Consider the following 21,889-nt stretch of genomic DNA (forward strand, 5'->3'; position numbering starts at 1 on the left):
CCGTCATCTAGTCCATCGCCTGGCGACGATCCCCGTCGCCGGCGTTCACGTGGAGGGCTGAACCTTGGTCGCCACCCTACGTCATAACCAGCCGTTCAGTCGCTCACGCCAGGTCGAACCGCGCGGCGCCAGCCGCCTGGTCGCCGAAGAGCCGTTGTCGACGCGCCTGCCGCGGCCGAGCCTGGGCCTGCTCAAGCGCATCCTCTGGCCGTTCCTGCTGCTGGGCCTGGGCTTCGGTACCTATGAAGGCGCCCAGAAGCTGCTGCCCTACGCCGACCGGCCGATCGCCAAGGTCAGCGTCAAGGGCGATCTGTCCTACATCAGCCAGCAGGCCGTGCAGCAGCGCATCGCGCCCTTCGTGGGCACCACCTTCTTCCAGGTCGACCTGGCCGACATGCGCCATGAGTTGGAAACCATGCCCTGGATCGCCCATGCCGAGGTGCGTAGGGTCTGGCCGGACGAGATCAGCATCCGCCTGGAAGAGCAGATGCCCATCGCCCGCTGGGGTGATGAAGCCCTGCTGAATAACCAGGGTGAGGCTTTTGCCCCGCAGGATCTGGCCAACTATGACAATCTACCGCGGCTGTACGGGCCCAAGCGGGCGCAACAGCAAGTGATGCAGCAGTACCAGATGTTCAGCCAGATGCTCCGGCCGCTCGGGTTCACCGTGGCGCGCCTGGAAATGCACGAACGCGGCAGCTGGTACCTCACCACCGGTCAAGGCCTGGAACTGGTGTTCGGCCGTGACCAGCTGGTGGAAAAGATGCGGCGCTTCATGCGCCTGTACGATCAGGTGCTCAAGCCCCAGATGGACAACATCGCGCGGATCGATCTGCGCTACCCGAACGGTCTGGCCGTGGCCTGGCGTGATCCCGCTGTCGCCGCCACCCCCGTGACCGAACCGGCCAAGCATTGAGGAGAAGTTTCTTACTATGGCAAGCGTGCAAAGCGGCAAGATGATCGTCGGCCTCGACATCGGCACTTCCAAGGTCGTGGCTCTGGTCGGCGAAGTGTCTTCCGATGGTCGGATCGAGATCGTCGGAATCGGCACCCATCCGTCGCGCGGGCTCAAGAAGGGCGTGGTGGTCAACATCGAATCCACCGTCGCCTCCATCCAGCGGGCCATCGAAGAAGCCCAGCTGATGGCCGGTTGCCGAATCCATTCGGCCTTCGTCGGTATCGCCGGCAATCATATTCGCAGCCTGAACTCCCACGGCATCGTGGCGATTCGCGACCGCGAAGTGAGCCCGGCGGACATCGAGCGCGTACTCGATGCTGCCCAGGCGGTGGCCATTCCCGCCGACCAGCGCGTGCTGCACACCCTGGCCCAGGATTACGTGATCGATAACCAAGAGGGCGTGCGCGAACCCCTGGGCATGTCGGGCGTGCGTCTCGAGGCCAAGGTTCACGTGGTGACCTGCGCCGTTAACGCGGCCCAGAATATCGAGAAGTGCGTCAGACGTTGTGGCCTGGAAGTCGACGACATCATTCTCGAACAACTGGCGTCGGCCTATTCGGTATTGACCGACGATGAAAAGGAGTTGGGTGTCTGCCTGGTGGATATCGGCGGCGGCACTACCGATATCGCGATCTTCACCGAAGGCGCCATTCGCCATACTGCGGTGATACCTATTGCTGGCGACCAAGTCACAAATGACATCGCCATGGCCTTGAGAACCCCTACGCAATATGCCGAAGAAATCAAGATTCGGTATGCTTGTGCCTTGGCGAAGCTGGCCGGTCCGGGTGAAACCATCAAGGTACCCAGCGTAGGAGATCGTCCGCCGCGAGAATTATCGCGTCAGGCCCTCGCAGAAGTGGTCGAGCCTCGTTACGATGAGCTATTTACGTTGGTGCAAGCGGAATTGCGCCGCAGTGGTTACGAGGATCTGATCCCTGCGGGGATCGTACTTACCGGTGGTACCGCGAAGATGGAAGGCGCGGTCGAGCTGGCTGAAGAGATTTTCCATATGCCGGTACGCCTGGGAGTACCCCAGACGGTCAAGGGTCTGACTGACGTGATCAGCAGCCCTATCTATTCCACAGGCGTCGGCCTGTTGCTCTATGGCCTGCAAAAGCAGACCGATCCCTTGCCGGTTGTTTCTGGCGGATACAGCAACGAAACCAAATCCACAGTCCTGGAGCGCATGAAGCGTTGGGTCCAGGGCAATTTGTAATTCACAATTAAACCGCGGCAGTAGGCGAAGATCCGAAAGGAAGAGAGGGGACCATGTTCGAACTCGTAGACAACATTCCACAAAGCGCCGTGATCAAAGTCATCGGCGTGGGCGGTGGCGGTGGTAACGCCGTCAACCACATGGTCAAGAGCGGTGTTGAAGGCGTCGAATTCATCTGTGCAAATACCGACGCCCAGGCCCTGAAGAACGTCACATCCCGTACCGTGCTGCAACTCGGCCCGGGCGTCACCAAGGGTCTCGGTGCTGGCACCAACCCGGAAATCGGCCGTCAGGCGGCCATGGAAGATCGTGAGCGCATCGCCGAAGTCCTCGAAGGCGCCGACATGGTCTTCATCACCACCGGCATGGGCGGTGGCACTGGTACCGGCGCCGCGCCGATCATTGCCGAGGTCGCCAAGGAAATGGGTATCCTGACCGTCGCCGTGGTCACCCGCCCGTTCCCCTTCGAAGGCCGCAAGCGCATGCAGGTCGCCGATGAGGGTATTCGCGCCCTGTCCGAATGCGTCGACTCGCTGATCACCATCCCCAACGAGAAGCTGCTGACCATTCTGGGCAAGGACGCCAGCCTGCTGGCCGCCTTCGCCAAGGCCGACGACGTCCTCGCTGGCGCCGTGCGCGGTATCTCCGACATCATGCAGCGTCCCGGCCTGATGAACGTCGACTTCGCCGACGTCAAGACCGTGATGGGCGAGATGGGCATGGCCATGATGGGTACCGGCCACGCCAGCGGCCCGAACCGGGCGCGCGAGGCCACCGAAGCCGCCATCCGCAACCCGCTGCTGGAAGACGTCAACCTGCACGGCGCGCGCGGCATCCTGGTCAACATCACCGCCGGCCTGGATCTGTCCCTGGGTGAATACGCCGCCGTGGGTGAGATCATCGAGGACTTCGCTTCCGAGCACGCCACCGTCAAGGTCGGCGCGGTCATCGATCCGGAAATGCGCGACGAGCTGCACGTCACCGTGGTCGCCACCGGCCTGGGCGCGCGCATCGAGAAGCCGGTCAAGGTGGTGGACAACACTGCCCAGACCCTGGCCGCTGCGCGTCAGGAACCGGCTCCGGTGAACTACGACGACCTCAAGTACCCGACCTCCATGCGCTCCGGTCGTGGCAGCCAGAATCATGGCGGCTCGGCAGCGGCGACCAAGGTCAATCCCAACGACGATCTGGATTACCTGGACATTCCGGCTTTCCTGCGTCGTCAGGCTGATTGATCGGGTATATCACAAGCGCAGGTGTGATTAGTGGGCATCGATTTTCGCTTCTGCTATCATCGCGATTTCGTTGACCACCATTCGCACCTTGCGACCGAGCGGCCCAGGCATGATTAGACAACGCACCCTCAAGAACACCATTCGCGCCACTGGCGTCGGCCTGCACTCCGGGGAGAAGGTATACCTGACCCTGAAGCCGGCTCCGGTCGATACGGGTATCGTGTTCCGTCGCACCGATCTCGATCCGGTCGTGGAAATCCCGGCCTGGGCTGAGAACGTGGGTGAAACCACCATGTCGACCAACCTGTTCAGCGACAGCGGCGTCAAGGTCGGTACCGTCGAGCATCTGCTGTCGGCCATGGCTGGTCTGGGTATCGACAATGCGTACGTCGAGCTGTCCGCGGTCGAAGTGCCGATCATGGACGGTAGCGCTGGTCCCTTCGTCTTCCTGATCCAATCCGCCGGTCTGCAAGAGCAGGAAGCGGCCAAGCAATTCATCCGTATCAAGCGTGAAGTGAGCGTCGTCGACGGTGACAAGCGCGCTACCTTCGTGCCCTTCGATGGCTTCAAGGTGACCTTCGAGATCGATTTCGATCATCCGGTGGTCAGCAACCGTACCCAGAAAGCCTCGGTGGACTTCTCGAGCACCTCCTTCCTCAAGGAAGTCAGCCGTGCCCGTACCTTCGGCTTCATGCGCGACCTGGAATTCCTGCGTTCGCACAACCTGGCCCTGGGTGGCAGCGTTGATAACGCCATCGTGGTGGACGAGAAGGGCGTGATGAACGAAGACGGTCTTCGCTACGAAGACGAATTCGTCAAGCACAAGATCCTCGACGCCATCGGCGACCTCTATCTGCTCGGCAAGAGCCTCATTGGCGAATTCCGCGGCTACAAGTCCGGCCACGCCATGAACAATCGCCTGCTGCGTGCGCTGCTGGCCGATCGCGATGCCTGGGAAGTGGTGACCTTCGAAGACTCCGGTCTGGCACCCATTTCCTATATGAGACCCGCGGCTGCCGTCTGAGCCCGGTTCCAAGAAAAAGCCCTGCACATGCAGGGCTTTTTCATGCGCGCAAGATCGCTCAGCGACGACTCAGGGGTTCACCCTGGAAGTGCACGCCGGCCAGGCCCTTGGTCATGAGGGCGCGGATATTGGCATGGTCGCTACCCTCAGGGGTCTCCAGCACACTGCGATAATGCTCGCCGAAGGCCAGCAGGGCTTCCTGATCGCTCAGGCCTTCGAGCTTGGCCAGGCCCAGGGTCTTGCAAGAGCCTTCGTTCTGGCCGGCGGCGTTTTCCACATCACCGTTGTGAAAGGCGGTGGGTTGATAGTGGTAATGCTCGGCCACGAACGCCAGGGTGTCGGCGAAGGCGTGGTTACCGCTGGCCAGGCTGGTGCGGAAGCTGGACAGATCGCTCATTTGGATTGCTTCTCCTGGAAGGCAGCGGCCTGGGCGGGAGAGGCCTCGGTCTGGTACTGGGCCTTCCAATCGGCATAGGGCATGCCGTAGACGACTTCGCGCGCGTCATCCAGGCTCAGCTCCAGGCCCTTTTCGTCGGCAGCGGCCTTGTACCACTTGGACAGGCAGTTGCGGCAGAAGCCGGAGAGATTCATCAGGTCGATATTCTGCACATCGGTGCGCTTGCGCAGGTGCTCGACCAGGGTGCGGAAGGCGGCAGCCTCCAGTTCCAGGCGGTCTTGTTCGGTCATGGGTGACTCCTTTGGCTAGCGGCGGCCATGGCGCAGGTGGCGCCCGCCGTTGACGGTGAAGGTGCTGCCGGTCGCATAGGCCGTCGACAGCAGATAGAGCACGGTATCCACGATGGGATCGGCGCCGGGTTCGAAATCCAGCAAGGCCTTGTCCAGAGTCGCCTGACGATAGGCCTCGTCGGCGCCTTCCTTGAAGATCAGCAGGCCCGGCGCGATGGTGTTGACCCTGACGGTGGGCGCCAGGGCTTCGGCGAATGACAGGGTCAGGTTGTGCAGGGCAGCCTTGGTGGCAGCGTAGCCGATGTGGTTGCGGCTGCCACGCGTCGCGCTGTCGTCGCCGATGTGGATGATGTCGGCGCGCGGAGCGGCCAGCAGCAGATCCTGCAGGCCCAGGTTGAGGTGGTAGGGCGCTTCCAGGTGCAGGCGATAGAGCAGGCGCAGATTGTCCAGGCTATCTTCCGCCCAGACCGAGGCATTGTGAATCACCCCGCGCAGTGCCCCATGACGTTCATGGAGTTGTTGCAACAGGATGTCGCGCTGCTGTTCCTCAGCCAGATCGACCTGATAGGCCTCGATCTCCAGCTCGCGCAACGGACCCGGATCGTCGCGGTAGACCGCGATGACCGGCTGGCCTGCCGCCAGAAGACGACGGGTGAGGGCTAAGCCAACGCGGCGATTGGCGCCGGTTACCAGAAGGGGAAGGGCTGCAGACATGGGGGTACCCGATCCTTGAGAGCGAAACGGCCAGGGAGCTGGCCGTGCGTATTGTACGCATTCGACTCGTCGGGAAGCAGGCCGATCCGTTGCGTCTAGCGGGCGCTGCCCCTTAACTCTTCGGCCCTGGACGAGGCGCTGTGCAGCCAGCCCTTGAGCGCCCGGGTGATCAGCGGAATGAAGACGCAGACCATCACCGGCGTGAGGATCAGGGTGCTGAGCAGGATGCGTGGCAGCAGCGGCAGGTGGGCGAGGTAGTCACCGAAGGCGGCATTGAATAGTAGCGAAATGGGGAAGAAGGCCAGCCAGACGGCGATGCTCTGCTTCCAGCGCGGCGGGGCTTGCACGCCGGCACCGAACCAGTCGTCCATGCCTTGGGCACGTCGCGCCTGGGGCGCTTCGAACAGGCCCTGGCCACGTTCCAGCCAGCGCTGCCGCGTCTCCGAGTGTTCCCATTCGTCGAGACTGTGGGGGCAGGCGAAACGAAAGATGATTTGCACCAGGTTGTCACCCGGTGGCGGGGTCAGGACACCCGAGCCGAGATAGCCGGGATAACCGGTCGCCAGGGCTTCGCCTTCGCGTAGCCAGACCAGGAAGGCATCGTATTGGCCGGCCGCGACGCGCCGCGCGACCATTAGGGTAACAGGCTGATTCATGCATTGACTCCGGGCGATCGGGCCGGATAGGCCGGACGCCGTCACGCCAGCCGGGTAGGCGGGCAGGTGGCGGAAACGCCTGGGGTAGCAGGCGGCGCTAGCATAACAAGCCTTGAGACCCCGTGGCAGAGCCTGTCGTTTCAGGGATTCCGCAAACGCCAAAGTTTGGGTCGTTCGAGGCATACTGATCGGCCGTCACTGCTCGAGGTCTGCATGAAAGTCGCACTGTTGAATGGCTCTGTATACGGTAACGCGGAAGACATCGCGCGGCAGGTAAAAACGCGTCTGACGGCGGCGGGGCATGAGGTCTGGCTTCAGCCGAATGCCGAACTCGGCAGTCTGGAGACCTTTGCGCCGGATGCCATGCTGGCCATTACCTCGACCACCGGCATGGGCGAACTGCCCGCCAATCTGGAACCCCTGTATTTCCAGCTGCGTGACCGTCTGCCGCCGTGGCGGGGCCGCCCTGGCGCGGTGTTGGCGTTGGGGGATTCCAGCTATGGCGACACCTACTGCGGGGGTGGCGAGTTGATGCAGGAGTTGTTCGCCGAACTGGGGCTGCGCGAGCTGCTGCCCATGCGGCGGATCGATGCCAGCGAGACGGTGACGCCGGACGAAGAGGCCGCGCCCTGGATCGATGAAGTCATGGCTGCGCTGGCGAAGGACGTTTCATCCTAAGCAAGGGTCTTTTACCTGCCTGAGTCCGCACTGTGTCTCTGGGTCGCTGTCCCCGTCCAAGCAGCCTGGGTATCCTTGCAAACTGGTTGATTGTTCTGAGATGGAGCCCTGGGTGAATAGATATCTGCGCCTGGCTCTGGAGTTGTGCGCGTTGGGCGCGCTGTGGGGACTGGGGACACTGCTGGCGAACTACTTCGCCTGGCCGGTACCGGGGGGTGTGGTGGGGCTGGCCATGCTGCTGCTACTGCTGGCCGCCCGCATCGTCGAGCCCGAGTGGTTGCAGAACGGAGTACGCCTGCTGCTGGGCGAGATGCTGCTGTTCTTCATCCCGGCCTTGCTGAGTCTGCTCGACTACGGACCGCTGTTGCGCCAGGAGGGCGTGCGTATCCTGCTGGCTATCCTGCTCAGCACCGTGCTGACCATGGTGGCCACCGCCCTGACCGTAGACTTCATGTTCCGCCGTCGAGGGCGTCGCGATGCTTGATCTGTCCGGACTCTTCTGGCTGCTGCTGACGGTGGCTGGCTATGTGGTGAGTCGGCTGCTCTATGCTCGACTGCGCTGGTATCTGGTCAGTCCGATCATCTTCGTCACGGTGCTGCTCTATGCCACGACCCTCTGGCAGCAGGTGAGCTATGCGCAATACGCCCACTACAGCCGCTGGCTGATCATGCTACTGGGTCCGGCGACGGTAGCCTTCGCCGTGCCCATCTGGCAGCAGCGCCGGCTCCTGGCGCGCTACTGGCAGGCCTTGCTGGCGGGTCTCTGTGTCGGCAGTACCGTCGCCATCGGCAGTTCCTGGTTGCTGGCCCGGCTGTTCTTGCTCGATGACCGGGTGCTGCTGTCCATGCTGCCGCGCTCCATCAGTACGCCCTTCGCCATGCCGATGTCCGCCAATGTCGGCGGCGTACCCGAGCTGACGGCGGCCTTCGTGATGATCACCGGACTGGGTGGTGCCATCCTCGGCAGTCTGCTGATCAAGCTATTGCCGCTGAAATCGGCCCTGGCGCGAGGGGCGCTGTTCGGTATGGGCGCCCATGGCGTCGGCACCAGCAAGGCCTATGAGGTCGGCTTGGAGGAGGGCACCGTGGCCGGTCTGGTCATGGTGCTGGCCGGGCTGAGCAATCTGCTCGGAGCCCAGTTGGTGCTCTGGTTACTGCGGGGCTAGTGCAGCGTGGCCGCGGGCGCACCCAGGCGCTCGAGACGCCGTCGCAGTTGCTCGCGCTCGGCTTCGTCGTCGCTGATCAGCATCGCGTGTTGCAGGTCGTAGCGTTCGGCTTGGGGACAGTCGAGCTGGCGATACAGCTCGGCCCGCGCCAGATGATCGGCGACGCTGGCCGCGCCGAGTTCGATGACCCGCTGGGCATCCTTGAGCGCTGCCAGGGGTTGATCGCCCTGCCGGTGCAGTTCGCGCAGATTGCGTGACAGCCGCTGCATCATCTGGCGCGGGGTGAGAGGTGTCAGGTGGGTGGCCTGCAGGCGCGCGGTGGCGCCGAATTGATCCGCCAGCAGTTGGCGACAGTCACTCATGTACAGGCGACGGCCACCGAAGGGTTCGAGCAGGTGATCGGCGCCCGGGACGCGCAGCAGGAAATGGCCGGGAAAGCCGATGCCTTGCAGATCGATTTCCAACCGCCGGGCCAGTTCGAGCGCTATCAGGGCAATGGACAGCGGCTGGCCGCGACGGCGCGTCAGCACCTCGTCGAGCAGCGCCGCGTCCGGGCGGAGTGGCCATTCCGCCGCACGGAAGCCCGCCTCGCATAGTTGTCGAAGCAGGGCCTGGGCGCGTTCGGCATGACTGGCATCGCCATCCAGGCGCGCGTCCAGTTGCAGGGCCAGATCGTCCAGCGAGTGCAGTAGCGCCTGGGGTTCGAGAGGCTGGCGATGCTCGGCGGCGATCCACAGGGCGGCTTCCAACAGCCGGGGATCGGTACGGTCCAGACAGGCGAGACAGGCAAGGCGCGGCTCCACGGCAGACTCCAGGCCCTCGGGGCTTTTCCTGATGTTTTTAGCCTGGGTAGGCGCGTCCGTCCAGTCTGCGACAGTTGCGCACTGGCCGTCCGTCCGGCTTCTCGCTATAAGAACGGCTGGCCCTGATGCCAGAGCAACCTGACGAACGGGAGTTTCCAGCATGGATGAGTCTTCGAGCAGGCATCTTCGCCAGCGTGAGCAGCAACGGATCGACGGTCTGGGCAGCCGGCAGGCTGGATGTTCCAGGGATTTCTGGGTGGCTGGATGGAGCGACCGGGTATGAAGTGGGCAGATAGCAGTCGCAAACGCATGCACGACGGGGCGAATTCGCTCGGCAACCTCATGGTGGAAGGCTTCCACTATTTCGGTCTGTTCGCCATCGGCGCCGCCACCGCCTGGGCCTCGGTGATGGCGTTCATGGGAATGGTGGACAAGGGCCAGGCGAGCATCGATGACATCCTCCTGCTCTTCATCTACCTCGAGCTGGGGGCCATGGTCGGTATCTACTTCAAGACCAACCACCTGCCCATCCGCTTCCTGCTCTACATCGCCATCACCGCGCTGACCCGCTATCTGATCGGTGATGTCTCGCACCACCGGCCGCCGGATGTCGGGCTGCTCTATCTCTGCGGCGGGATCTTCCTGCTGTCGCTTTCGGTGCTGGCGGTCAGGGTCGCCTCCAACAAGTTTCCGTCCAGCAAGGCGATAGATGCGACCGGAGATGTAGTAGGGGACAGTGGAGAAAGATAAGGCGGTACGCCAGGGTAATAGTACTTTTTAAGATAAGATTTGCGTGGTTTTGATTTGCTCTGGCAAATATGGGTCTTCGTCTTTTAGACTGGTCTAGCTTTCGATGTCGGGCAAGGCGGGATTTGAGTTTTTTGAGAGTTTAGGATTGATGCGAGCAATGCTAGAAGCATTGCTCGCGAATTTTTAATGTTGTTCTAAATTGTGAGTTCACGCCAGAGGATTTGCTTTGAACTCAACTTTTCTCTTTCACTAAAACGTGTTTCAGAAATGTGTTTTAGAGAAAAGCTGGTCATGGGAGACGGGTGGTTTTCAAAAATTTGCATCCCGAGTCCTATTTCGCAAACGTGTGAGTCGAAGCGAATGAAGCGTTCATGCGCATAGTCTCTGAAAAAGTTATCATGATTGGATATTAAAGTTAGGCTATTTAGCGCTCTTGCTATTGGGGGGCAGTTTGCAATATTCACATAAAAGTAGTTTGTTATTTCATGATACGCGATGCTGTTTTTTTCATCGCCCCCGGAAATTATAGTGACACTAAATTTTTTATCGCTATTGGCAAGCATCCTCAGAAAACCTAAGGCTCCTGACGCTGTCTGGCCGCGTCCAAGGCTTTCGCGAATGCGAGTATATAAATAGCGATCAATTATAGTTATATTTTTAGAGTATTTGGCTAAAGGAGATATCCTTTCTGACCAGATGGCTTGAGCGTTGCTACCGAAGGGAATTTCCGTCCGTCCAGCCGTGCGACTGGCTTTAAAGTTCACTGACTCGCTAGCAGCTCCGGCGCCTAATAATTCAAATCCGGTATTGGTGCAATACCTAACTGAGTCTTCATTGTTGGAAATAATTTTGCTTATTTCATCATCTGCCAAAGCTGTTTTAAAGATTGGGGATAATTTTGTTAGTTTTGAAAAATCCTCATAGTCACAAAAGTCATTCCATTGGCTGTCAACTATAGAAGTCCGATAATACTCTAAAGCTTCTTTCCATCTTTGGTGATATTTCACTGGGAATTTTTTAATTAAATCTAGTAGGCTGTCGAATTTTTCGGCGTTTGAAACTAAAACTCCATGATCTCGCCAGAGCTGAAGTATTGTGTCGTGAGCTGCACTTTGTCCTGTGGTGGTTAGGGCTTTGGAGTCAAAGAAATGCGTATCAAAGGCGAATTCGGTAATCACTTTTTATCTCCGAATCCTTTTTTCTCTTATGCGCTCCTCGAAGAATCCGTCGGGGAATTCTCTGCAAAAATCTCCCTCTTCATCCAGTGGGATGCTAATTATCTCTCCGCCATTACTCGTGGATTCTACATAGTTTATGCTGATTTGATCTTTTTTGAAGCCTTGGTAGACTCTGCTTTGAAGTCGAAGTAGTAATGACTCGCTATGAGTTTCTATGATCCATTGGTTGGTTTTAGATGTTTCAATGATGAAGTCTGCTAAATGTGCTTGCAAACGAGGATGTAGGTGGATTTCGGGTTGTTCAACACAGATTATGCTATTTTTTCGTACAATTCCCTCGACTATTATAGGTAGCATTTGGCCAATTCCGAAGCCGACGTCTGAGGGACCAACGACAATGTTGGAGCGAGTGTCTTTTAGTTGCAGGCAAATAACGGTTCCGGTGACGTTGTCACCAATGCTCCTTGCGGAAAGCTCATAAGGTATTTCAAACTTCTCGAACCACGAGTTGATTTTTTCTGTTATTTCGGGTGACTGCTCGTATATAAAACGAGCGACATTCTCACCTAATTTACCGACGGAGTCATTTTGATCCCCTTTGGGGGCATAGAAGCGACTGGGATGGCTGCGTAAAGGTCCGAGATATGTTACTGCTGAGAATTTCTCCTTCAAATCGCTTGCTGTTTCTCCCATGGTATGGTTAAGAACTATGCCGCTAGGCATTGAGAGCGCTGAGCTAGGCTTTATTTCGGCAACTGCCATGCAAGGAGTTGAAAAATTTAAATCTGTTTGAAATTCCGTTTTTTGAAGGGCTTTTTTGATTTCCTCAATCTCTACTTTACCCCAGGTTCTCACTCTTCGCTCTATATAGTCCGCGACAGTGTCTTCGGTAAGTAGGGAGAAATTCTTGGCATTAGACAACCTTTTAAGTAACGAGTCTTTGTTTTTTTCTCGCAGATTAGACTTTAGTGCGGCGTGGAAAATAGGGGCTTTTTTTTCGTTTGTTATCGTTATTTCTATTCTTTTTAGATAAGAAAAGCCTTCGTATGTGCTGTTATCTCCTGTTCCAGAATATGCATACTCTAACTCATAGTTTCGTAGATGACTGCTGCCGAAAGAACTTGATCTGGCAATTTGAGGGTTATTGTTTCTGGGGAATGTATATGAAATGCGAAATCCTATTTCTTTTGATATATTGTGTTCGTTTACCATTGATGAGTAGTCGCCAAGATCTACATACTCACCGTTTGAAACTAGTCCACCTTGTGTGCTTGGCCTCGTTAAGGACTGCTTTAATAGCATGATGGAATGAATTATCGAGCTCTTCCCTGATGAGTTTGGTCCATAGATAAGTGTTATAGGTGCGAGGGTTAGAGACTGCCAATCAGAAAAAGCTTTGAAATTTTTTATATCAATAGAGGTGAACATTAATTGAACTCCCTTCCATGAGCTTGATTCTGAATGATGTCACAATTGCTCCTTCAAGCGCTACTACTATAGCTGTCCAGCTTCGAAGTCATTTGGCCGCGTTCTGCTAGAAAGGATTATCTCATTTCGCAACGGATGGTTCCCCTGATGGGAAAAGCGCTGTGGTCTGTTGGTTGGTAGGTTTTGGTTCTACAAGGGACTTGAGCTAGACATAGCATCGGGAGGCGAGAGCTATGTTGGCATATGCGGCAAGGTGGAGGCTAGGTTTACAAGAGCCGTAGCGTTAGGACTGGTTGGCTAACCATCTGCCCATCTGCCCATCTGCCCATCTGCCCATCTGCCTTAATCACCATTATCGTGCTGATCCGCTATTTGATCGGGACGTGTAGCACCATTGCCCTCCGGATGTTGGGCCGCTATATCTATGAGATAAGATGTTCCTGCTGTCGCTTTTGATGCTGGCGGCCAGGGTCACCTTGGACAGATTTCTCTCCAACGAAACAACCGATGCGACCGGGGATACCGCGTGAAAAAAGTAGCTCAAGACGTGAGCCTTTTAATGTGTAGCATCTCCTACTGTCTCCTCGGTGATATAGATGGCTTCCGGTAACAACTCCCTATGAAATGTACCTTCCTGCTGACCGTCTCTTAGAGAGTTATCATTTGCCGGGTAGCGCTTGAGCTTCCCGCTGGTTTTCGCGTTTTCATCCTGCCGACGCAGAACTTTAGCCGGGTGCGGCTTGCTTTAGAAGGGCGAGCGGGACTGATAGCTAACGATCCAGGGGCGCCAGTAACTGGGCCAAGTCGCTTTCGGTCAGGCGCCAGTCGCCGGCGTTCTCGCTGAGGATGCCGGCGCTCAAGCGGGCCTTTTCCTGCTGGAGTTGCTGGATGCGTTCTTCCAGGGTGCCGCGGGCGATCAGCTTGTAGACGAACACCGGGCGATCCTGGCCGATGCGGTAGGCGCGGTCGCTGGCCTGCTGTTCGGCGGCGGGGTTCCACCAGGGGTCGAAGTGGATCACGGTGTCCGCGGCGGTCAGGTTGAGGCCGCTGCCGCCGGCCTTGAGGCTGAGCAGGAACACCGGTACCTCGCCGTTCTGGAAGCGCTGCACCGGGGTGCGGCGGTCACGCGTCTCGCCGGTGAGGGTGACGTACTCGATGCCACGTTGATCCAGATCCGCCGCGATCAGGTCGAGCATGCTGGTGAACTGGGAGAACACCAGTACCCGGCTGCCGCCTGGTAGCAGGGCGTCGAGTCTTTCGTTAAGCGCGGCCAGTTTCGCCGACGGCTTGGCCACGGTGTCGTCTTCACTGGGCACCAGGCGCAGATCGCAACAGACCTGGCGCAGGCGCAGCAGGGCATCGAGGATAAGCAGCTGGCTGCGGCCAATGCCCTGACGGGCGATCTCCGCCCGAACCCGCTCGTCCAGCAACAGCCGCAGGGTTTCGTAGCGTTCGCGCTGTGCCGGGCTGAGTTCGACCAACTGGACGATCTCGGTCTTGGGCGGCAATTCGCTGGCGACCCGCTGCTTGGTGCGGCGCAGCATGAAGGGGCGTACCCGCGCCTTGAGGGCTGCCAGGCGCTGGACGTCACCCTCGCGCTCGACGGGGATGCGGTAGTGCTGCTTGAAGCTCTTCTCGTCGCCCAGCCAGCCCGGCATGAGGAAGTGGAATTGCGACCAGAGTTCGCCCAGGTGGTTTTCCAGCGGCGTACCGGTGAGGCAGAGGCGATGGCGGGCGCGCAGATGACGCGCCGCCTGGGCGGCCTTGGTGGCGGCGTTCTTGATTGACTGGGCTTCGTCCAGCACCTGCAGGTGGAAGTCGTAGTCGGCCAGGCGCTCCGCGTCCCTGGGCAGCAGGGCATAGGTGGTGAGCACCACGTCGTGTTCGGGAATGCGTTCGAAGCGGCTACTGCGCGCACTGCCCTGGAGGGTGAGGACGCGCAGGCCAGGGGCGAAGCGAGCGATCTCGTCCTGCCAGTTGGGAATCAGGCTGGTCGGCATGACGATCAGCGCCGGGGCGGTCAGACGGCCGGCGGCCTGTTCGACGAGGATATGCGCCAGGGTCTGCAGCGTCTTGCCCAGGCCCATGTCGTCGGCGAGGATGCCGCCGACCTCCAGTTCGCGCAGGGCCTGCAGCCAGGCCACGCCCTCGCGCTGGTAGGGGCGCAGCTCGGCGTGCAGGGTATCCGGCAATACCACCGGTTCGGCCGCGTAGCTGCGCAGGCGCTCGGCGAAACTCCTGAGTCGCTCACCGCCTTCCCATTCCAGCGGCAGGCGCTCGTCCAGCTCCGCCAGGCGCGCGGCGTCGAGCCGGGGCAGGCGTAGGGCGCGATCATGGGCGAGGCCGGTCGTCGCATAGAGTTCGCCCAGTATCTGCAGGATCGGCTTCAAGCGTCCCAGGGGCACGGCCACCCGTTGCGCGCGGCTCTGCTGGCCCGCCAGGCGTGGCGGCTCGATGCGCAGCAGCACGGGTTCGTCGTCGGCGCGCTTGGCCAGCATCGTGGGCTCGTATTGGGAGGGTTCACGGCGGATGGCTTCGATCAGCAAGGGGATCAGACTGACGCGGCGCTGACCCAGGCGGATACCCAGCTCGACGTCGAAGAGGCCGCTGGCGCTACCCTTGTCCTCGACTTCTTCGAGCTGACCGTACCAGCCTTCGACGGGAGTCAGATCGAAGGTGAACTCGGGTTGGGCGTCGATCTGCCAGCCGGCGTCGCGCAGGGTCGGCAGCCCTTGCTGGACGAATCTGAGCCAGGCGGGATCGTCGGGTAACTCGAACATCTCGCCGCATTCTTCCGGCAAGGCGGCGCTGCGCCGGGTGGCCAGGCGTAGGCCGAAATCGAGCAGCATCTGCCGCCAGCGTTGTTCGGCCTGCAATTGCCGGGCGGGATAGTCGCCGTCCGGGTGCCGGGGCGGTGGGCCGAAGAGCCGGCGCTTACCGTACAGAAAAGCCAAGGCGGCGCGATGGCGGACGGTGGGTCGCATCTTGCCGATATGGCGGTCGTAGTCGATCTGGGTATGGCTGCCGAGGGTCAGGACCGGTTGCGGCAACTCCGGGCTGACGACGGGTGCGGTGGGTAGTTCGGTCTCAGCGCGTTGCAGGCGTTCGAGTTCGATGAGCGCGGCGGCGGCATGCTTGCAATTGCGGCCGACCGGGCAGGTACAGCGGGCATGGACGCGCCAGGCGGTCTCGCCTGGGCGTAGGCTGATCGCCTGGCGATAGGCAGGGCCAGCCGGGCTGCTGCATTCGGCATAGAGCTGGCCATTGGCCGCCGAGCGGATGCGCACCAAGCCATCGAGCGCCAGCCGCCGGCCGCGCTCGTAGTTGCGCTCCGTGAAGGCGCCTTTCCAGTCCTGCCACTTGAGCCGTTCGAAACGTAACGCCATCGTTCACCCAGGCTGTTCGTACCAAACCGCCTATTCTGCCACAGTCCGGCCAGAGCTCGTCCGACTCCCTTGACTCACTTGAGAATGAGAATATAGTGCATTTAAGGAAGGTAGGAGCGAGACTATGCGGGAACAACCTTTGGCCAGCCTAGCCCTGATCGACGCCACCCGATTGCAGGAGCAACGGGAAGGGCGCTTGCGCTCGCTGCAGCGCCTCATTCTGATCGTCTGCAGCCTGGGCGTAGTGAGCACCGCTGCCCTGCATCTGGCCTATCTCGCCTTCGGCAGCGGCTGATCCGCAGTCGGGCTCACCACTTTTTTCCGCCCATGAAAAAGCCCCGTGCAGTCACCTGCTCGGGGCTTTCCATTTGGCACCGGCCGGCGGCCGGTACTGGGGTCAGACCAGCAGGTCGCCCACGCGGTACATCTTCATGGTGTTGGTGCCATCACGCTTGGTGTAGCTGTCGCCCTTGGTCAGGATGACCCAGTCACCGTGCTCGACGATACCGCGCTTGAGCAGCTCGTCCACCGCCGCCTGGCTCACCTTGTTCGCCGGCATGGTGGTCGGGTCGAAGGGGATGGTGTGCACGTTGCGGAACAGCGCGGTGCGCGCCTGGGTGGCGCGGCTGGAAGCGAAGGAGAAGATCGGTACCGAGGAGCGCAGGCGCGACATGATCAGCGGGGTGTAGCCGGTGTCGGTCAGGCTGATGATGGCCTTCACGCCGGGGAAGTGGTTGGCCACGTAGATGGAGGCCAGGGCGATACTCTCGTCCCAACGGGTGAAGGTCTGGCCCAGGCGATGGCTGGACAGCTTGCTGGTGGGCTGCTTTTCGGCGCCGACGCAGACACGGGCCATGGCCTTGACCGCTTCCACCGGGTACTGGCCAGCGGCGCTCTCGGCGGAGAGCATCACGGCGTCGGTGTTGTCCAGCACGGCGTTGGCCACGTCGGAGACTTCCGCGCGGGTCGGCATGGGGCTGCTGATCATCGACTCCATCATCTGGGTCGCGGTGATCACCGCCTTGTTGAGGCGGCGCGCGTGGGAAATGATGCGCTTCTGGATGCCCACCAGCTCGGCGTCGCCGATTTCCACGCCGAGGTCGCCACGGGCCACCATGACGGCATCGCTGGCCTGGATCAGGCCGTCCAGGGCCTCGTCGTTGGCGACGGCTTCGGCGCGCTCGATCTTGGCCACCAGCCAGGACTTGCCGCCAGCCGCTTCCATCAGGCGCCGGGCTTCGTTCATGTCTTCGGCATCACGCGGGAAGGACACGGCCAGGTAGTCGACCTCCATGGAGGCGGCCAGCTTGATGTCCTCGCGGTCCTTGTCGGTCAGCGCCGGCGCGGTGAGGCCGCCGCCACGCCGGTTGATGCCCTTGTGGTCGGACAGCGGACCGCCGATCAGGGTGGTGCAGTGCAGTTCGGTGGCGGTCACGCCTTCCACGCGCAGCACGACGCGGCCGTCGTCCAGCAGCAGTTCGTCACCCACGCGGCAATCGGCGACCAGGCCCGGATAATCGATGCCGACCACTTCCTCGGTGCCTTCGGTGCGCGGATGGGCGATGGACAGGCGGAAGGGATCACCGACCTTGAGTTCGATACGCTTGTTGACGAACTTGGCGATGCGGATCTTCGGACCCTGGAGGTCGCCGAGCAGGGCGACGTGGCGGCCGTGCTTGGCGGCGAGATCCCGTACCAGCTGACCACGGGCCCGGTGCTCGTCGGGCGTGCCATGCGAGAAGTTCAGCCGGGCGACGTCGATGCCGGCGATGATGAGCTGCTCGAGGACTTCCGGAGAATTGCTGGCCGGGCCTAGGGTGGCGACGATCTTGGTACGGCGATAAATCATGCAGTCTTTCCTTTAGCGGATTGCAATCATGAGTCGACGCCTCAGAACCTGGTCACGACCTGCTGCGCGTCGGCCAAACGGCGTTGAAAATACCTTCGGAATGCTCATTTACCACTCGTAAACTCCGCTTCCTCAGGCATTTTCGCCTTGTTTGTCTCTAGCTCGCGAAATCGTGAACAGGTTCCTAGCGCCGAGTCGACGTAGAACACGGAGCGCAACTCATTGTAGCGCCGTCGCGTGGCCAGCACATGACGGCTTTTCGCTGCTCTGTCACACGGATGGTCGCTTGGCCTCAAGAAGCCAGCCCCGGCGCCGATCTAGCGAACAGGAGGACTTTTCATGCGCCCTTATCTCTACCTGTTCCTGGTCGTCGGCCTGACCGGCTGTACCAGCGTTTCGATGAATTCCTATCTCGACGCCGCCTACAAATCCTATGCCGAGGGTGATTGCACCAACGCCCTGCTGCAGATTTCCCAGGCCGAGCGCAAGGGACGGGCGCGGCCCTGGCTGCAGCCGGAATTCTCCATGCTGCGCGGCCAGTGCCTGGAGCAGCAACAGCTGTACGCGGACGCCGCCCAGACCTATCGTTTCATCCAGGCCCGTTATCCGGGCAGTGAATATGCCTATCGGGCCCAGGCTCGACTGGACACCCTGCGCCAAATGGGGCTAGATGGCGGAATGGCCGTTGCGACGCCCCAACCGGTGCGAAAACTACCGCAGCGCTGAGCTTTCCAGGACGTTGTCGGTAAAGTGGCTTTACCGTGTGCAGGATGAACGCACCATGACTCAGAATCGTCGTATCGAGCGCCACCAGCTGCCTTACTACCTGAAGGTATTCAACCGCTTCACCGACAAGCCCATGGGCTACATCGGCAACATCTCCCGCGAGGGACTGCTGATGATCAGCCAATTGCCCATGCTGGTGAATGCGCGTTTCGAGTTGCGGTTGAAGATTCCGGGGCAGGATGGCCAATTGCACTTCATCGATTTCGATGCCCGTTGCCAGTGGAGTCACGAAGACGTGACACCGGGCAACTACGATTCCGGTTTCAGCGTCGTCGAGCCACCGGTCGAATTCGCCGAGTTGATCGGCGTCCTGCAGCACTATTTCACCTTCGGCAAACTGTCTCAGTCAGCGATCTGACCGGCGCTTTGCGCTGCCCAGAGTTGCCACAGGCGAGTCTGGAGGTCCGGCGTATCGCTGGCCGGTAGCCAGCGAATCCCCAATCGTTCCAGGCGCGCGGCCAGTCGGTCGCTGCGTAGCCGCGCCTGCCAGGCCTCGGCGTAGCCTTGGGCGCTGCGCCAGCCGCGGATCTGTGCCGGTTCCTGGGTGATCCTCAGCGAGGTGTCGATCAGCCACAGCTCCAGTCCGCGGCGGGCGCGGTCCAGTCGGGCGAGTCCGTCCAGCATCTCCTCGGCCATGGGCGCCATCACCACGATGACACTGCCAGGGCTGGCCTGCAGACAGAGCCGCGCCAGGGCCGGCTTGAGTTCGCCGGGGTTGCCGACGGTCAGCCTGGGCAGGAGCAAGGGCTGACCGGGTACATTGGCCGCCAGCAGGCGCAACTCGGGCGCCAAGCCATACAGCCGGACGGCGTTGCCGCCGGCCGCGAGACTGCGCAGGAAGCCCAGAGCCTGGTCGCGATCCTGTTGCCAAGGGATGCGGCCTGCTGGAGCCTGGCGGTCGAGCAGCAGGTGCAGGGTGGCTGAGTGGCGCTGGGCGCGGGGCGTGACGCTGGGTCGTGGCGGGTGCTGCCAGAGGCCGGGCCAGCGCCACCTGGAACCCAGACGCTCGAGCACCGCCAGCGCCAGCAGCAGCGCACCACCGGCGGCGGGCAGTGCCTGCCAGATAGGCGGGGCGGTCAGGCCCAGCAGCAGGCTGACCAGCGCCAAGCCAGTCAGGAGCAGCGCAAGGCGACGACTCGGGATCATGCGCGCGGTGCCGGACACTGTCCCAGCAGTTTGAGAATCTGGCCATCGAGGCTGTCGCCTTCGAATTCCCGCTCGGGCGTCAGGCGCAGGCGTGGTCGCAGCACGCCCGGCAGCACGCTGCGTACCTCTTCCACGCCAACGCCATCGCTGCCGCGCAGGAAGGCCAGCGCCTGGGCGAGGCGAACCAACGCCTGACCCGCGCGCGGTCCGGCGCCCTGTTCGAAGGCGGGCCATTCCCGCGTCAGGCGAGTCAGCCGCAGGCAATAGTCCAGCACCGGCTCCGCTACCGACAGTCCCGTCACCAGGCGTTGCAGCGGTGGCAGGTCACGAGCGTGCAAAAGGGGTTTCAGCGCCGCGGCCTCCAGCGGGTCGGCATGGCCCTGCGGCAAGGTCTGGCGCAAGGCGGCGAGCTCCTGGCTTTCCGTCGGCCACTCCAGGCGTAGCTGGGTCAGGAAGCGATCACGCAGGGTCAAGGGCAGATCGCTGCCCGCCGCGCGGGTGGCGATCACCATGAAGGGGGCGGGCAGGGGCACGCTACGACCTTCCAGGACGAGCTGGCGTGCCTGCAAGGCCTCGCTCAGTAGGTTATGGATGACGGCGGGCGCACGCTGCAGCTCTTCGATCAGGATCAGCTGGTTGAACAGCGGACCGCGGCGCAAGCGGGCACTCTCGCTGCCGGCTTCGACGACGATCTCGCCGGCCACCTCGGCTGCGGATTGCGCCGGATGACAGTGCAGGCGGCCGAAGCTGCCTTCCAGACAGGCCGCCAGCGCCCGCGCCAGGAGGGTCTTGCCTGCACCGGGCGGGCCTTCGAGCAGCAGATGACCACCGGCCAGCAGGGTAGCGAGCAGCCCGTCCACGACAACGTCCTGTTGCGGCAATACCCTGAGCAGGGCCTGGCGCAGCGCCTGTAGCCGAGCCTGGGCGCGGGCTTTCACAGCGGCTTCGCTGGTATCCGCCGCGCTGCCTTCAGGAAGGGAGGTGTCGGTCATCGGGAGTCCTCGGGGATAGGGGGCGCAAGGCCAGGCGCAGTTGTCGCAGCTGGGCAATGCGTCGGGTGAAGGCCTTGCGCGAGGCGCGAGCGGGGTAGGGCCGCATGGCCTCGCCCACCAGGCGAGTGGTCAGGCCACTTAGGCGGGCAAGGTACTGCCAGCGCTCGGCGACGCCCTGTTGGGCGAATTCCGGTCGCTGCCGTTGCAATTCTCGCAGGATATCGCGTTGCAAGAGGGCGATCAGGTCTGGCCAGTGCTCCTTGCGCGCCCGCCACCGGGGGAAAGGGGAACCCTGGCTATGCCAATGCCAGATGAACAGGGCCAGTAGCGACAGGACAGCAGCCAGGCCGAAGCGCTGCAGCGCCTGCTGCCAGAGGGGCACCGGCGGCAACGGCGCGATGATCGCGACCGGCGCGCCCTGGGTCAGGTACCACAGCAGCCAGGCATTGTCGTACTGGGGGAGGTGGGCATTGTTCCAAAGCTCGGTATCTGAAAGCAGCGTCACGCTGCCTTCGCCACAGGGTAGCAAGAGCATATGGGTCGCACTGGCGCTGCTGGCCCAGGCTACCGCCTGATCGCCGACATCATAGAGATGACGACTGTCGTCGAAGCTCAGGTAGGCCGGGGCATCGTCCTCGGCCAGATAGAGTTGCGTCAGACTCGGCCAGAGCGGCAGCGCCATGATGGGTTGCGGGGCACCCCCCAATTCGCGAGTGGGCATTGGCCGTACGCCGAGGGTCGCGCTCAGGGCGAGGGTCCTGTCGTCCGCTATCGCCACCAGATGTCCTCCCGCCTCCACCCAGTCCAGCAGCCTCTGTGCCTGAGCGTCCGCAAGCGGTGAATTACCAGCCAGCCAGAGCAGTACGCCCTTGGGGGGCAGAGCATCGAGTTGCGCGGGGTTCTCGCGGTGTACCTGGCTGCCGAAGTGCTGCAGGTAGCCCGTGGCGAGAGCCAGGGGCTCGGCGCCGTCTCCGCCGGCCTTGGCCAGTTGCATGGCGATCTGGCGCGCCGCCTGGCTATCGAGCGCCTGGTGGGTCAACCGTAGGCTCGCCGGGCCGCTGTCCGACTGCGGCGGCAATGGGCAGGACAGCGGCTCCTGTTGGGCCAGAGCGGCACAGGACAAGGCCAGGGCGAAGACGGCGGCGCTCAGGCGCAGGCCGGCAAGGCGGTACCGGGCGCGAAGGGAGGGCCGATCAGCTGAACGCATGCAGGGGTACGCGAGAGGACAAGGGCC

At 61.3% G+C, this 21,889-nt stretch carries 23 protein-coding genes; 11 read left to right on the forward strand and 12 right to left on the reverse strand.

The features are described from left to right. Window positions 1–64: 64 nt before the first annotated feature. The 4 genes from FAZ11_RS21885 to lpxC all read left to right on the forward strand — a co-directional run bounded on the left by FAZ11_RS21885 (window position 65) and on the right by lpxC (window position 4,436). A complete protein-coding gene (locus FAZ11_RS21885; protein WP_058763631.1) occupies window positions 65–916 on the forward strand; it encodes a cell division protein FtsQ/DivIB in 852 nt (283 codons plus the stop codon). Between the two features lie 16 nt (window positions 917–932). Continuing rightward, on the forward strand, window positions 933–2,177 hold the full coding sequence (gene ftsA / locus FAZ11_RS21890; RefSeq protein WP_058763630.1) for a cell division protein FtsA: 1,245 nt from the start codon (window positions 933–935) through the stop codon (window positions 2,175–2,177). A gap of 53 nt (window positions 2,178–2,230) precedes the next feature. Then, window positions 2,231–3,412, forward strand: a complete 1,182-nt coding sequence (gene ftsZ / locus FAZ11_RS21895; protein ID WP_058763627.1) for a cell division protein FtsZ — start codon at window positions 2,231–2,233, stop codon at window positions 3,410–3,412. Window positions 3,413–3,521: 109 nt separating this feature from the next. Next, on the forward strand, window positions 3,522–4,436 hold the full coding sequence (gene lpxC, locus FAZ11_RS21900) for a UDP-3-O-acyl-N-acetylglucosamine deacetylase (protein ID WP_058763626.1): 915 nt from the start codon (window positions 3,522–3,524) through the stop codon (window positions 4,434–4,436). A 58-nt stretch (window positions 4,437–4,494) separates the two neighbouring features. On the opposite strand, the gene FAZ11_RS21905 is transcribed toward lpxC, so the two are convergent. The 4 genes from FAZ11_RS21905 to FAZ11_RS21920 all read right to left on the reverse strand — a co-directional run bounded on the left by FAZ11_RS21905 (window position 4,495) and on the right by FAZ11_RS21920 (window position 6,493). Beyond that, complete coding sequence (locus tag FAZ11_RS21905) at window positions 4,495–4,833, reverse strand: HopJ type III effector protein (RefSeq protein WP_058763625.1); 339 nt, start codon at window positions 4,831–4,833, stop codon at window positions 4,495–4,497. Next, entirely contained in the window at window positions 4,830–5,123 is a 294-nt protein-coding gene (locus FAZ11_RS21910) for a DUF1244 domain-containing protein (RefSeq protein WP_058763623.1), read from the reverse strand. The genes FAZ11_RS21905 and FAZ11_RS21910 overlap by 4 nt, the downstream gene beginning before the upstream one ends. A gap of 15 nt (window positions 5,124–5,138) precedes the next feature. Further along, the gene (gene folM / locus FAZ11_RS21915) at window positions 5,139–5,837 is read right to left on the reverse strand and encodes a dihydromonapterin reductase (RefSeq protein WP_058773689.1); all 699 of its coding nucleotides are present in this window, start codon (window positions 5,835–5,837) and stop codon (window positions 5,139–5,141) included. Window positions 5,838–5,932: 95 nt separating this feature from the next. Then, window positions 5,933–6,493, reverse strand: a complete 561-nt coding sequence (locus FAZ11_RS21920) for a putative antibiotic biosynthesis monooxygenase (RefSeq protein ID WP_058773690.1) — start codon at window positions 6,491–6,493, stop codon at window positions 5,933–5,935. 213 nt (window positions 6,494–6,706) lie between these two features. Between FAZ11_RS21920 and FAZ11_RS21925 the strand changes: the two genes are divergently transcribed. The 3 genes from FAZ11_RS21925 (at window position 6,707) to FAZ11_RS21935 (ending at window position 8,337) form a co-directional block, all read left to right on the forward strand. After that, the gene (locus FAZ11_RS21925) at window positions 6,707–7,171 is read left to right on the forward strand and encodes a flavodoxin (RefSeq protein ID WP_058773691.1); all 465 of its coding nucleotides are present in this window, start codon (window positions 6,707–6,709) and stop codon (window positions 7,169–7,171) included. Between the two features lie 100 nt (window positions 7,172–7,271). Beyond that, window positions 7,272–7,655 (forward strand): CidA/LrgA family protein, encoded by a 384-nt coding sequence (locus FAZ11_RS21930; protein WP_058773692.1) that lies wholly within the window; start codon window positions 7,272–7,274, stop codon window positions 7,653–7,655. Beyond that, entirely contained in the window at window positions 7,648–8,337 is a 690-nt protein-coding gene (locus tag FAZ11_RS21935) for an LrgB family protein (RefSeq protein WP_058773693.1), read from the forward strand. Before FAZ11_RS21930 ends, FAZ11_RS21935 begins: the two co-directional genes overlap by 8 nt. Here the strand turns inward: FAZ11_RS21935 and FAZ11_RS21940 are convergent. Then, window positions 8,334–9,140, reverse strand: coding sequence for a SirB1 family protein (locus tag FAZ11_RS21940; protein ID WP_058773694.1), 807 nt, complete (start codon window positions 9,138–9,140; stop codon window positions 8,334–8,336). The two genes, FAZ11_RS21935 and FAZ11_RS21940, sit on opposite strands and share 4 nt — an antisense overlap. Before the next feature lie 279 nt (window positions 9,141–9,419). On the opposite strand from FAZ11_RS21940, the gene FAZ11_RS21945 reads away from it, so the two are divergent. Then, on the forward strand, window positions 9,420–9,890 hold the full coding sequence (locus FAZ11_RS21945; protein WP_058773695.1) for a phosphate-starvation-inducible protein PsiE: 471 nt from the start codon (window positions 9,420–9,422) through the stop codon (window positions 9,888–9,890). 194 nt (window positions 9,891–10,084) lie between these two features. Here FAZ11_RS21945 and FAZ11_RS21950 read toward each other — a convergent pair whose 3' ends face one another. From FAZ11_RS21950 to FAZ11_RS21960, 3 genes are all read right to left on the reverse strand, one after another. Then, a complete protein-coding gene (locus FAZ11_RS21950; protein WP_137279591.1) occupies window positions 10,085–11,068 on the reverse strand; it encodes a hypothetical protein in 984 nt (327 codons plus the stop codon). A 3-nt stretch (window positions 11,069–11,071) separates the two neighbouring features. Beyond that, window positions 11,072–12,496, reverse strand: a complete 1,425-nt coding sequence (locus FAZ11_RS21955; protein WP_081320049.1) for an AAA family ATPase — start codon at window positions 12,494–12,496, stop codon at window positions 11,072–11,074. Window positions 12,497–13,266: 770 nt separating this feature from the next. Next, a complete protein-coding gene (locus FAZ11_RS21960; protein ID WP_058773697.1) occupies window positions 13,267–15,882 on the reverse strand; it encodes a DEAD/DEAH box helicase in 2,616 nt (871 codons plus the stop codon). A 124-nt stretch (window positions 15,883–16,006) separates the two neighbouring features. On the opposite strand from FAZ11_RS21960, the gene FAZ11_RS24815 reads away from it, so the two are divergent. Beyond that, window positions 16,007–16,177, forward strand: a complete 171-nt coding sequence (locus tag FAZ11_RS24815) for a hypothetical protein (protein WP_167497028.1) — start codon at window positions 16,007–16,009, stop codon at window positions 16,175–16,177. 102 nt (window positions 16,178–16,279) lie between these two features. Here the strand turns inward: FAZ11_RS24815 and pyk are convergent, their stop codons facing one another. Continuing rightward, on the reverse strand, window positions 16,280–17,731 hold the full coding sequence (gene pyk, locus FAZ11_RS21965) for a pyruvate kinase (RefSeq protein ID WP_058763606.1): 1,452 nt from the start codon (window positions 17,729–17,731) through the stop codon (window positions 16,280–16,282). Between the two features lie 339 nt (window positions 17,732–18,070). On the opposite strand from pyk, the gene FAZ11_RS21970 reads away from it, so the two are divergent. Together FAZ11_RS21970 and FAZ11_RS21975 are read left to right on the forward strand one after the other, a co-directional pair. After that, window positions 18,071–18,457: a tetratricopeptide repeat protein gene (locus tag FAZ11_RS21970; RefSeq protein WP_058763604.1), complete on the forward strand. Its 387-nt coding sequence runs from the start codon at window positions 18,071–18,073 to the stop codon at window positions 18,455–18,457. Window positions 18,458–18,512: 55 nt separating this feature from the next. Then, window positions 18,513–18,875 carry a PilZ domain-containing protein gene (locus FAZ11_RS21975; protein ID WP_058763602.1) on the forward strand — a complete coding sequence of 121 codons (363 nt, stop codon included), beginning with the start codon at window positions 18,513–18,515 and terminating at the stop codon, window positions 18,873–18,875. Here the strand turns inward: FAZ11_RS21975 and FAZ11_RS21980 are convergent. Genes FAZ11_RS21980 through FAZ11_RS21990 form a run of 3 tightly spaced genes read right to left on the reverse strand, consistent with a single transcriptional unit; the run spans window position 18,860 to window position 21,862 of the window. Beyond that, the gene (locus FAZ11_RS21980; RefSeq protein ID WP_240043644.1) at window positions 18,860–19,663 is read right to left on the reverse strand and encodes a hypothetical protein; all 804 of its coding nucleotides are present in this window, start codon (window positions 19,661–19,663) and stop codon (window positions 18,860–18,862) included. The two genes, FAZ11_RS21975 and FAZ11_RS21980, sit on opposite strands and share 16 nt — an antisense overlap. Beyond that, the gene (locus FAZ11_RS21985; RefSeq protein WP_058773699.1) at window positions 19,660–20,655 is read right to left on the reverse strand and encodes an AAA family ATPase; all 996 of its coding nucleotides are present in this window, start codon (window positions 20,653–20,655) and stop codon (window positions 19,660–19,662) included. The genes FAZ11_RS21980 and FAZ11_RS21985 overlap by 4 nt, the downstream gene beginning before the upstream one ends. Then, window positions 20,633–21,862 carry a DUF4350 domain-containing protein gene (locus FAZ11_RS21990; protein WP_137279590.1) on the reverse strand — a complete coding sequence of 410 codons (1,230 nt, stop codon included), beginning with the start codon at window positions 21,860–21,862 and terminating at the stop codon, window positions 20,633–20,635. Before FAZ11_RS21990 ends, FAZ11_RS21985 begins: the two co-directional genes overlap by 23 nt. Window positions 21,863–21,889 lie beyond the last annotated feature (27 nt).

Origin of the sequence: Pseudomonas rhizoryzae (genome assembly GCF_005250615.1) — a bacterium.
In the GTDB taxonomy this organism is placed as follows: domain Bacteria; phylum Pseudomonadota; class Gammaproteobacteria; order Pseudomonadales; family Pseudomonadaceae; genus Chryseomonas; species Chryseomonas rhizoryzae.

Coding starts and splice junctions, on each gene's coding strand:
- ftsA (WP_058763630.1), top strand. CDS start 933: ATGGCAAGCGTGCAAAGCGGCAAGATGATCGTCGGCCTCGACATCGGC.
- ftsZ (WP_058763627.1), top strand. CDS start 2,231: ATGTTCGAACTCGTAGACAACATTCCACAAAGCGCCGTGATCAAAGTC.
- lpxC (WP_058763626.1), top strand. CDS start 3,522: ATGATTAGACAACGCACCCTCAAGAACACCATTCGCGCCACTGGCGTC.
- FAZ11_RS21905 (WP_058763625.1), bottom strand. CDS start 4,833: ATGAGCGATCTGTCCAGCTTCCGCACCAGCCTGGCCAGCGGTAACCAC.
- FAZ11_RS21910 (WP_058763623.1), bottom strand. CDS start 5,123: ATGACCGAACAAGACCGCCTGGAACTGGAGGCTGCCGCCTTCCGCACC.
- folM (WP_058773689.1), bottom strand. CDS start 5,837: ATGTCTGCAGCCCTTCCCCTTCTGGTAACCGGCGCCAATCGCCGCGTT.
- FAZ11_RS21920 (WP_058773690.1), bottom strand. CDS start 6,493: ATGAATCAGCCTGTTACCCTAATGGTCGCGCGGCGCGTCGCGGCCGGC.
- FAZ11_RS21925 (WP_058773691.1), top strand. CDS start 6,707: ATGAAAGTCGCACTGTTGAATGGCTCTGTATACGGTAACGCGGAAGAC.
- FAZ11_RS21930 (WP_058773692.1), top strand. CDS start 7,272: ATGGAGCCCTGGGTGAATAGATATCTGCGCCTGGCTCTGGAGTTGTGC.
- FAZ11_RS21935 (WP_058773693.1), top strand. CDS start 7,648: ATGCTTGATCTGTCCGGACTCTTCTGGCTGCTGCTGACGGTGGCTGGC.
- FAZ11_RS21945 (WP_058773695.1), top strand. CDS start 9,420: ATGAAGTGGGCAGATAGCAGTCGCAAACGCATGCACGACGGGGCGAAT.
- FAZ11_RS21955 (WP_081320049.1), bottom strand. CDS start 12,496: ATGTTCACCTCTATTGATATAAAAAATTTCAAAGCTTTTTCTGATTGG.
- FAZ11_RS21960 (WP_058773697.1), bottom strand. CDS start 15,882: ATGGCGTTACGTTTCGAACGGCTCAAGTGGCAGGACTGGAAAGGCGCC.
- FAZ11_RS24815 (WP_167497028.1), top strand. CDS start 16,007: ATGCGGGAACAACCTTTGGCCAGCCTAGCCCTGATCGACGCCACCCGA.
- pyk (WP_058763606.1), bottom strand. CDS start 17,731: ATGATTTATCGCCGTACCAAGATCGTCGCCACCCTAGGCCCGGCCAGC.
- FAZ11_RS21970 (WP_058763604.1), top strand. CDS start 18,071: ATGCGCCCTTATCTCTACCTGTTCCTGGTCGTCGGCCTGACCGGCTGT.
- FAZ11_RS21975 (WP_058763602.1), top strand. CDS start 18,513: ATGACTCAGAATCGTCGTATCGAGCGCCACCAGCTGCCTTACTACCTG.
- FAZ11_RS21980 (WP_240043644.1), bottom strand. CDS start 19,663: ATGATCCCGAGTCGTCGCCTTGCGCTGCTCCTGACTGGCTTGGCGCTG.
- FAZ11_RS21985 (WP_058773699.1), bottom strand. CDS start 20,655: ATGACCGACACCTCCCTTCCTGAAGGCAGCGCGGCGGATACCAGCGAA.
- FAZ11_RS21990 (WP_137279590.1), bottom strand. CDS start 21,862: ATGCGTTCAGCTGATCGGCCCTCCCTTCGCGCCCGGTACCGCCTTGCC.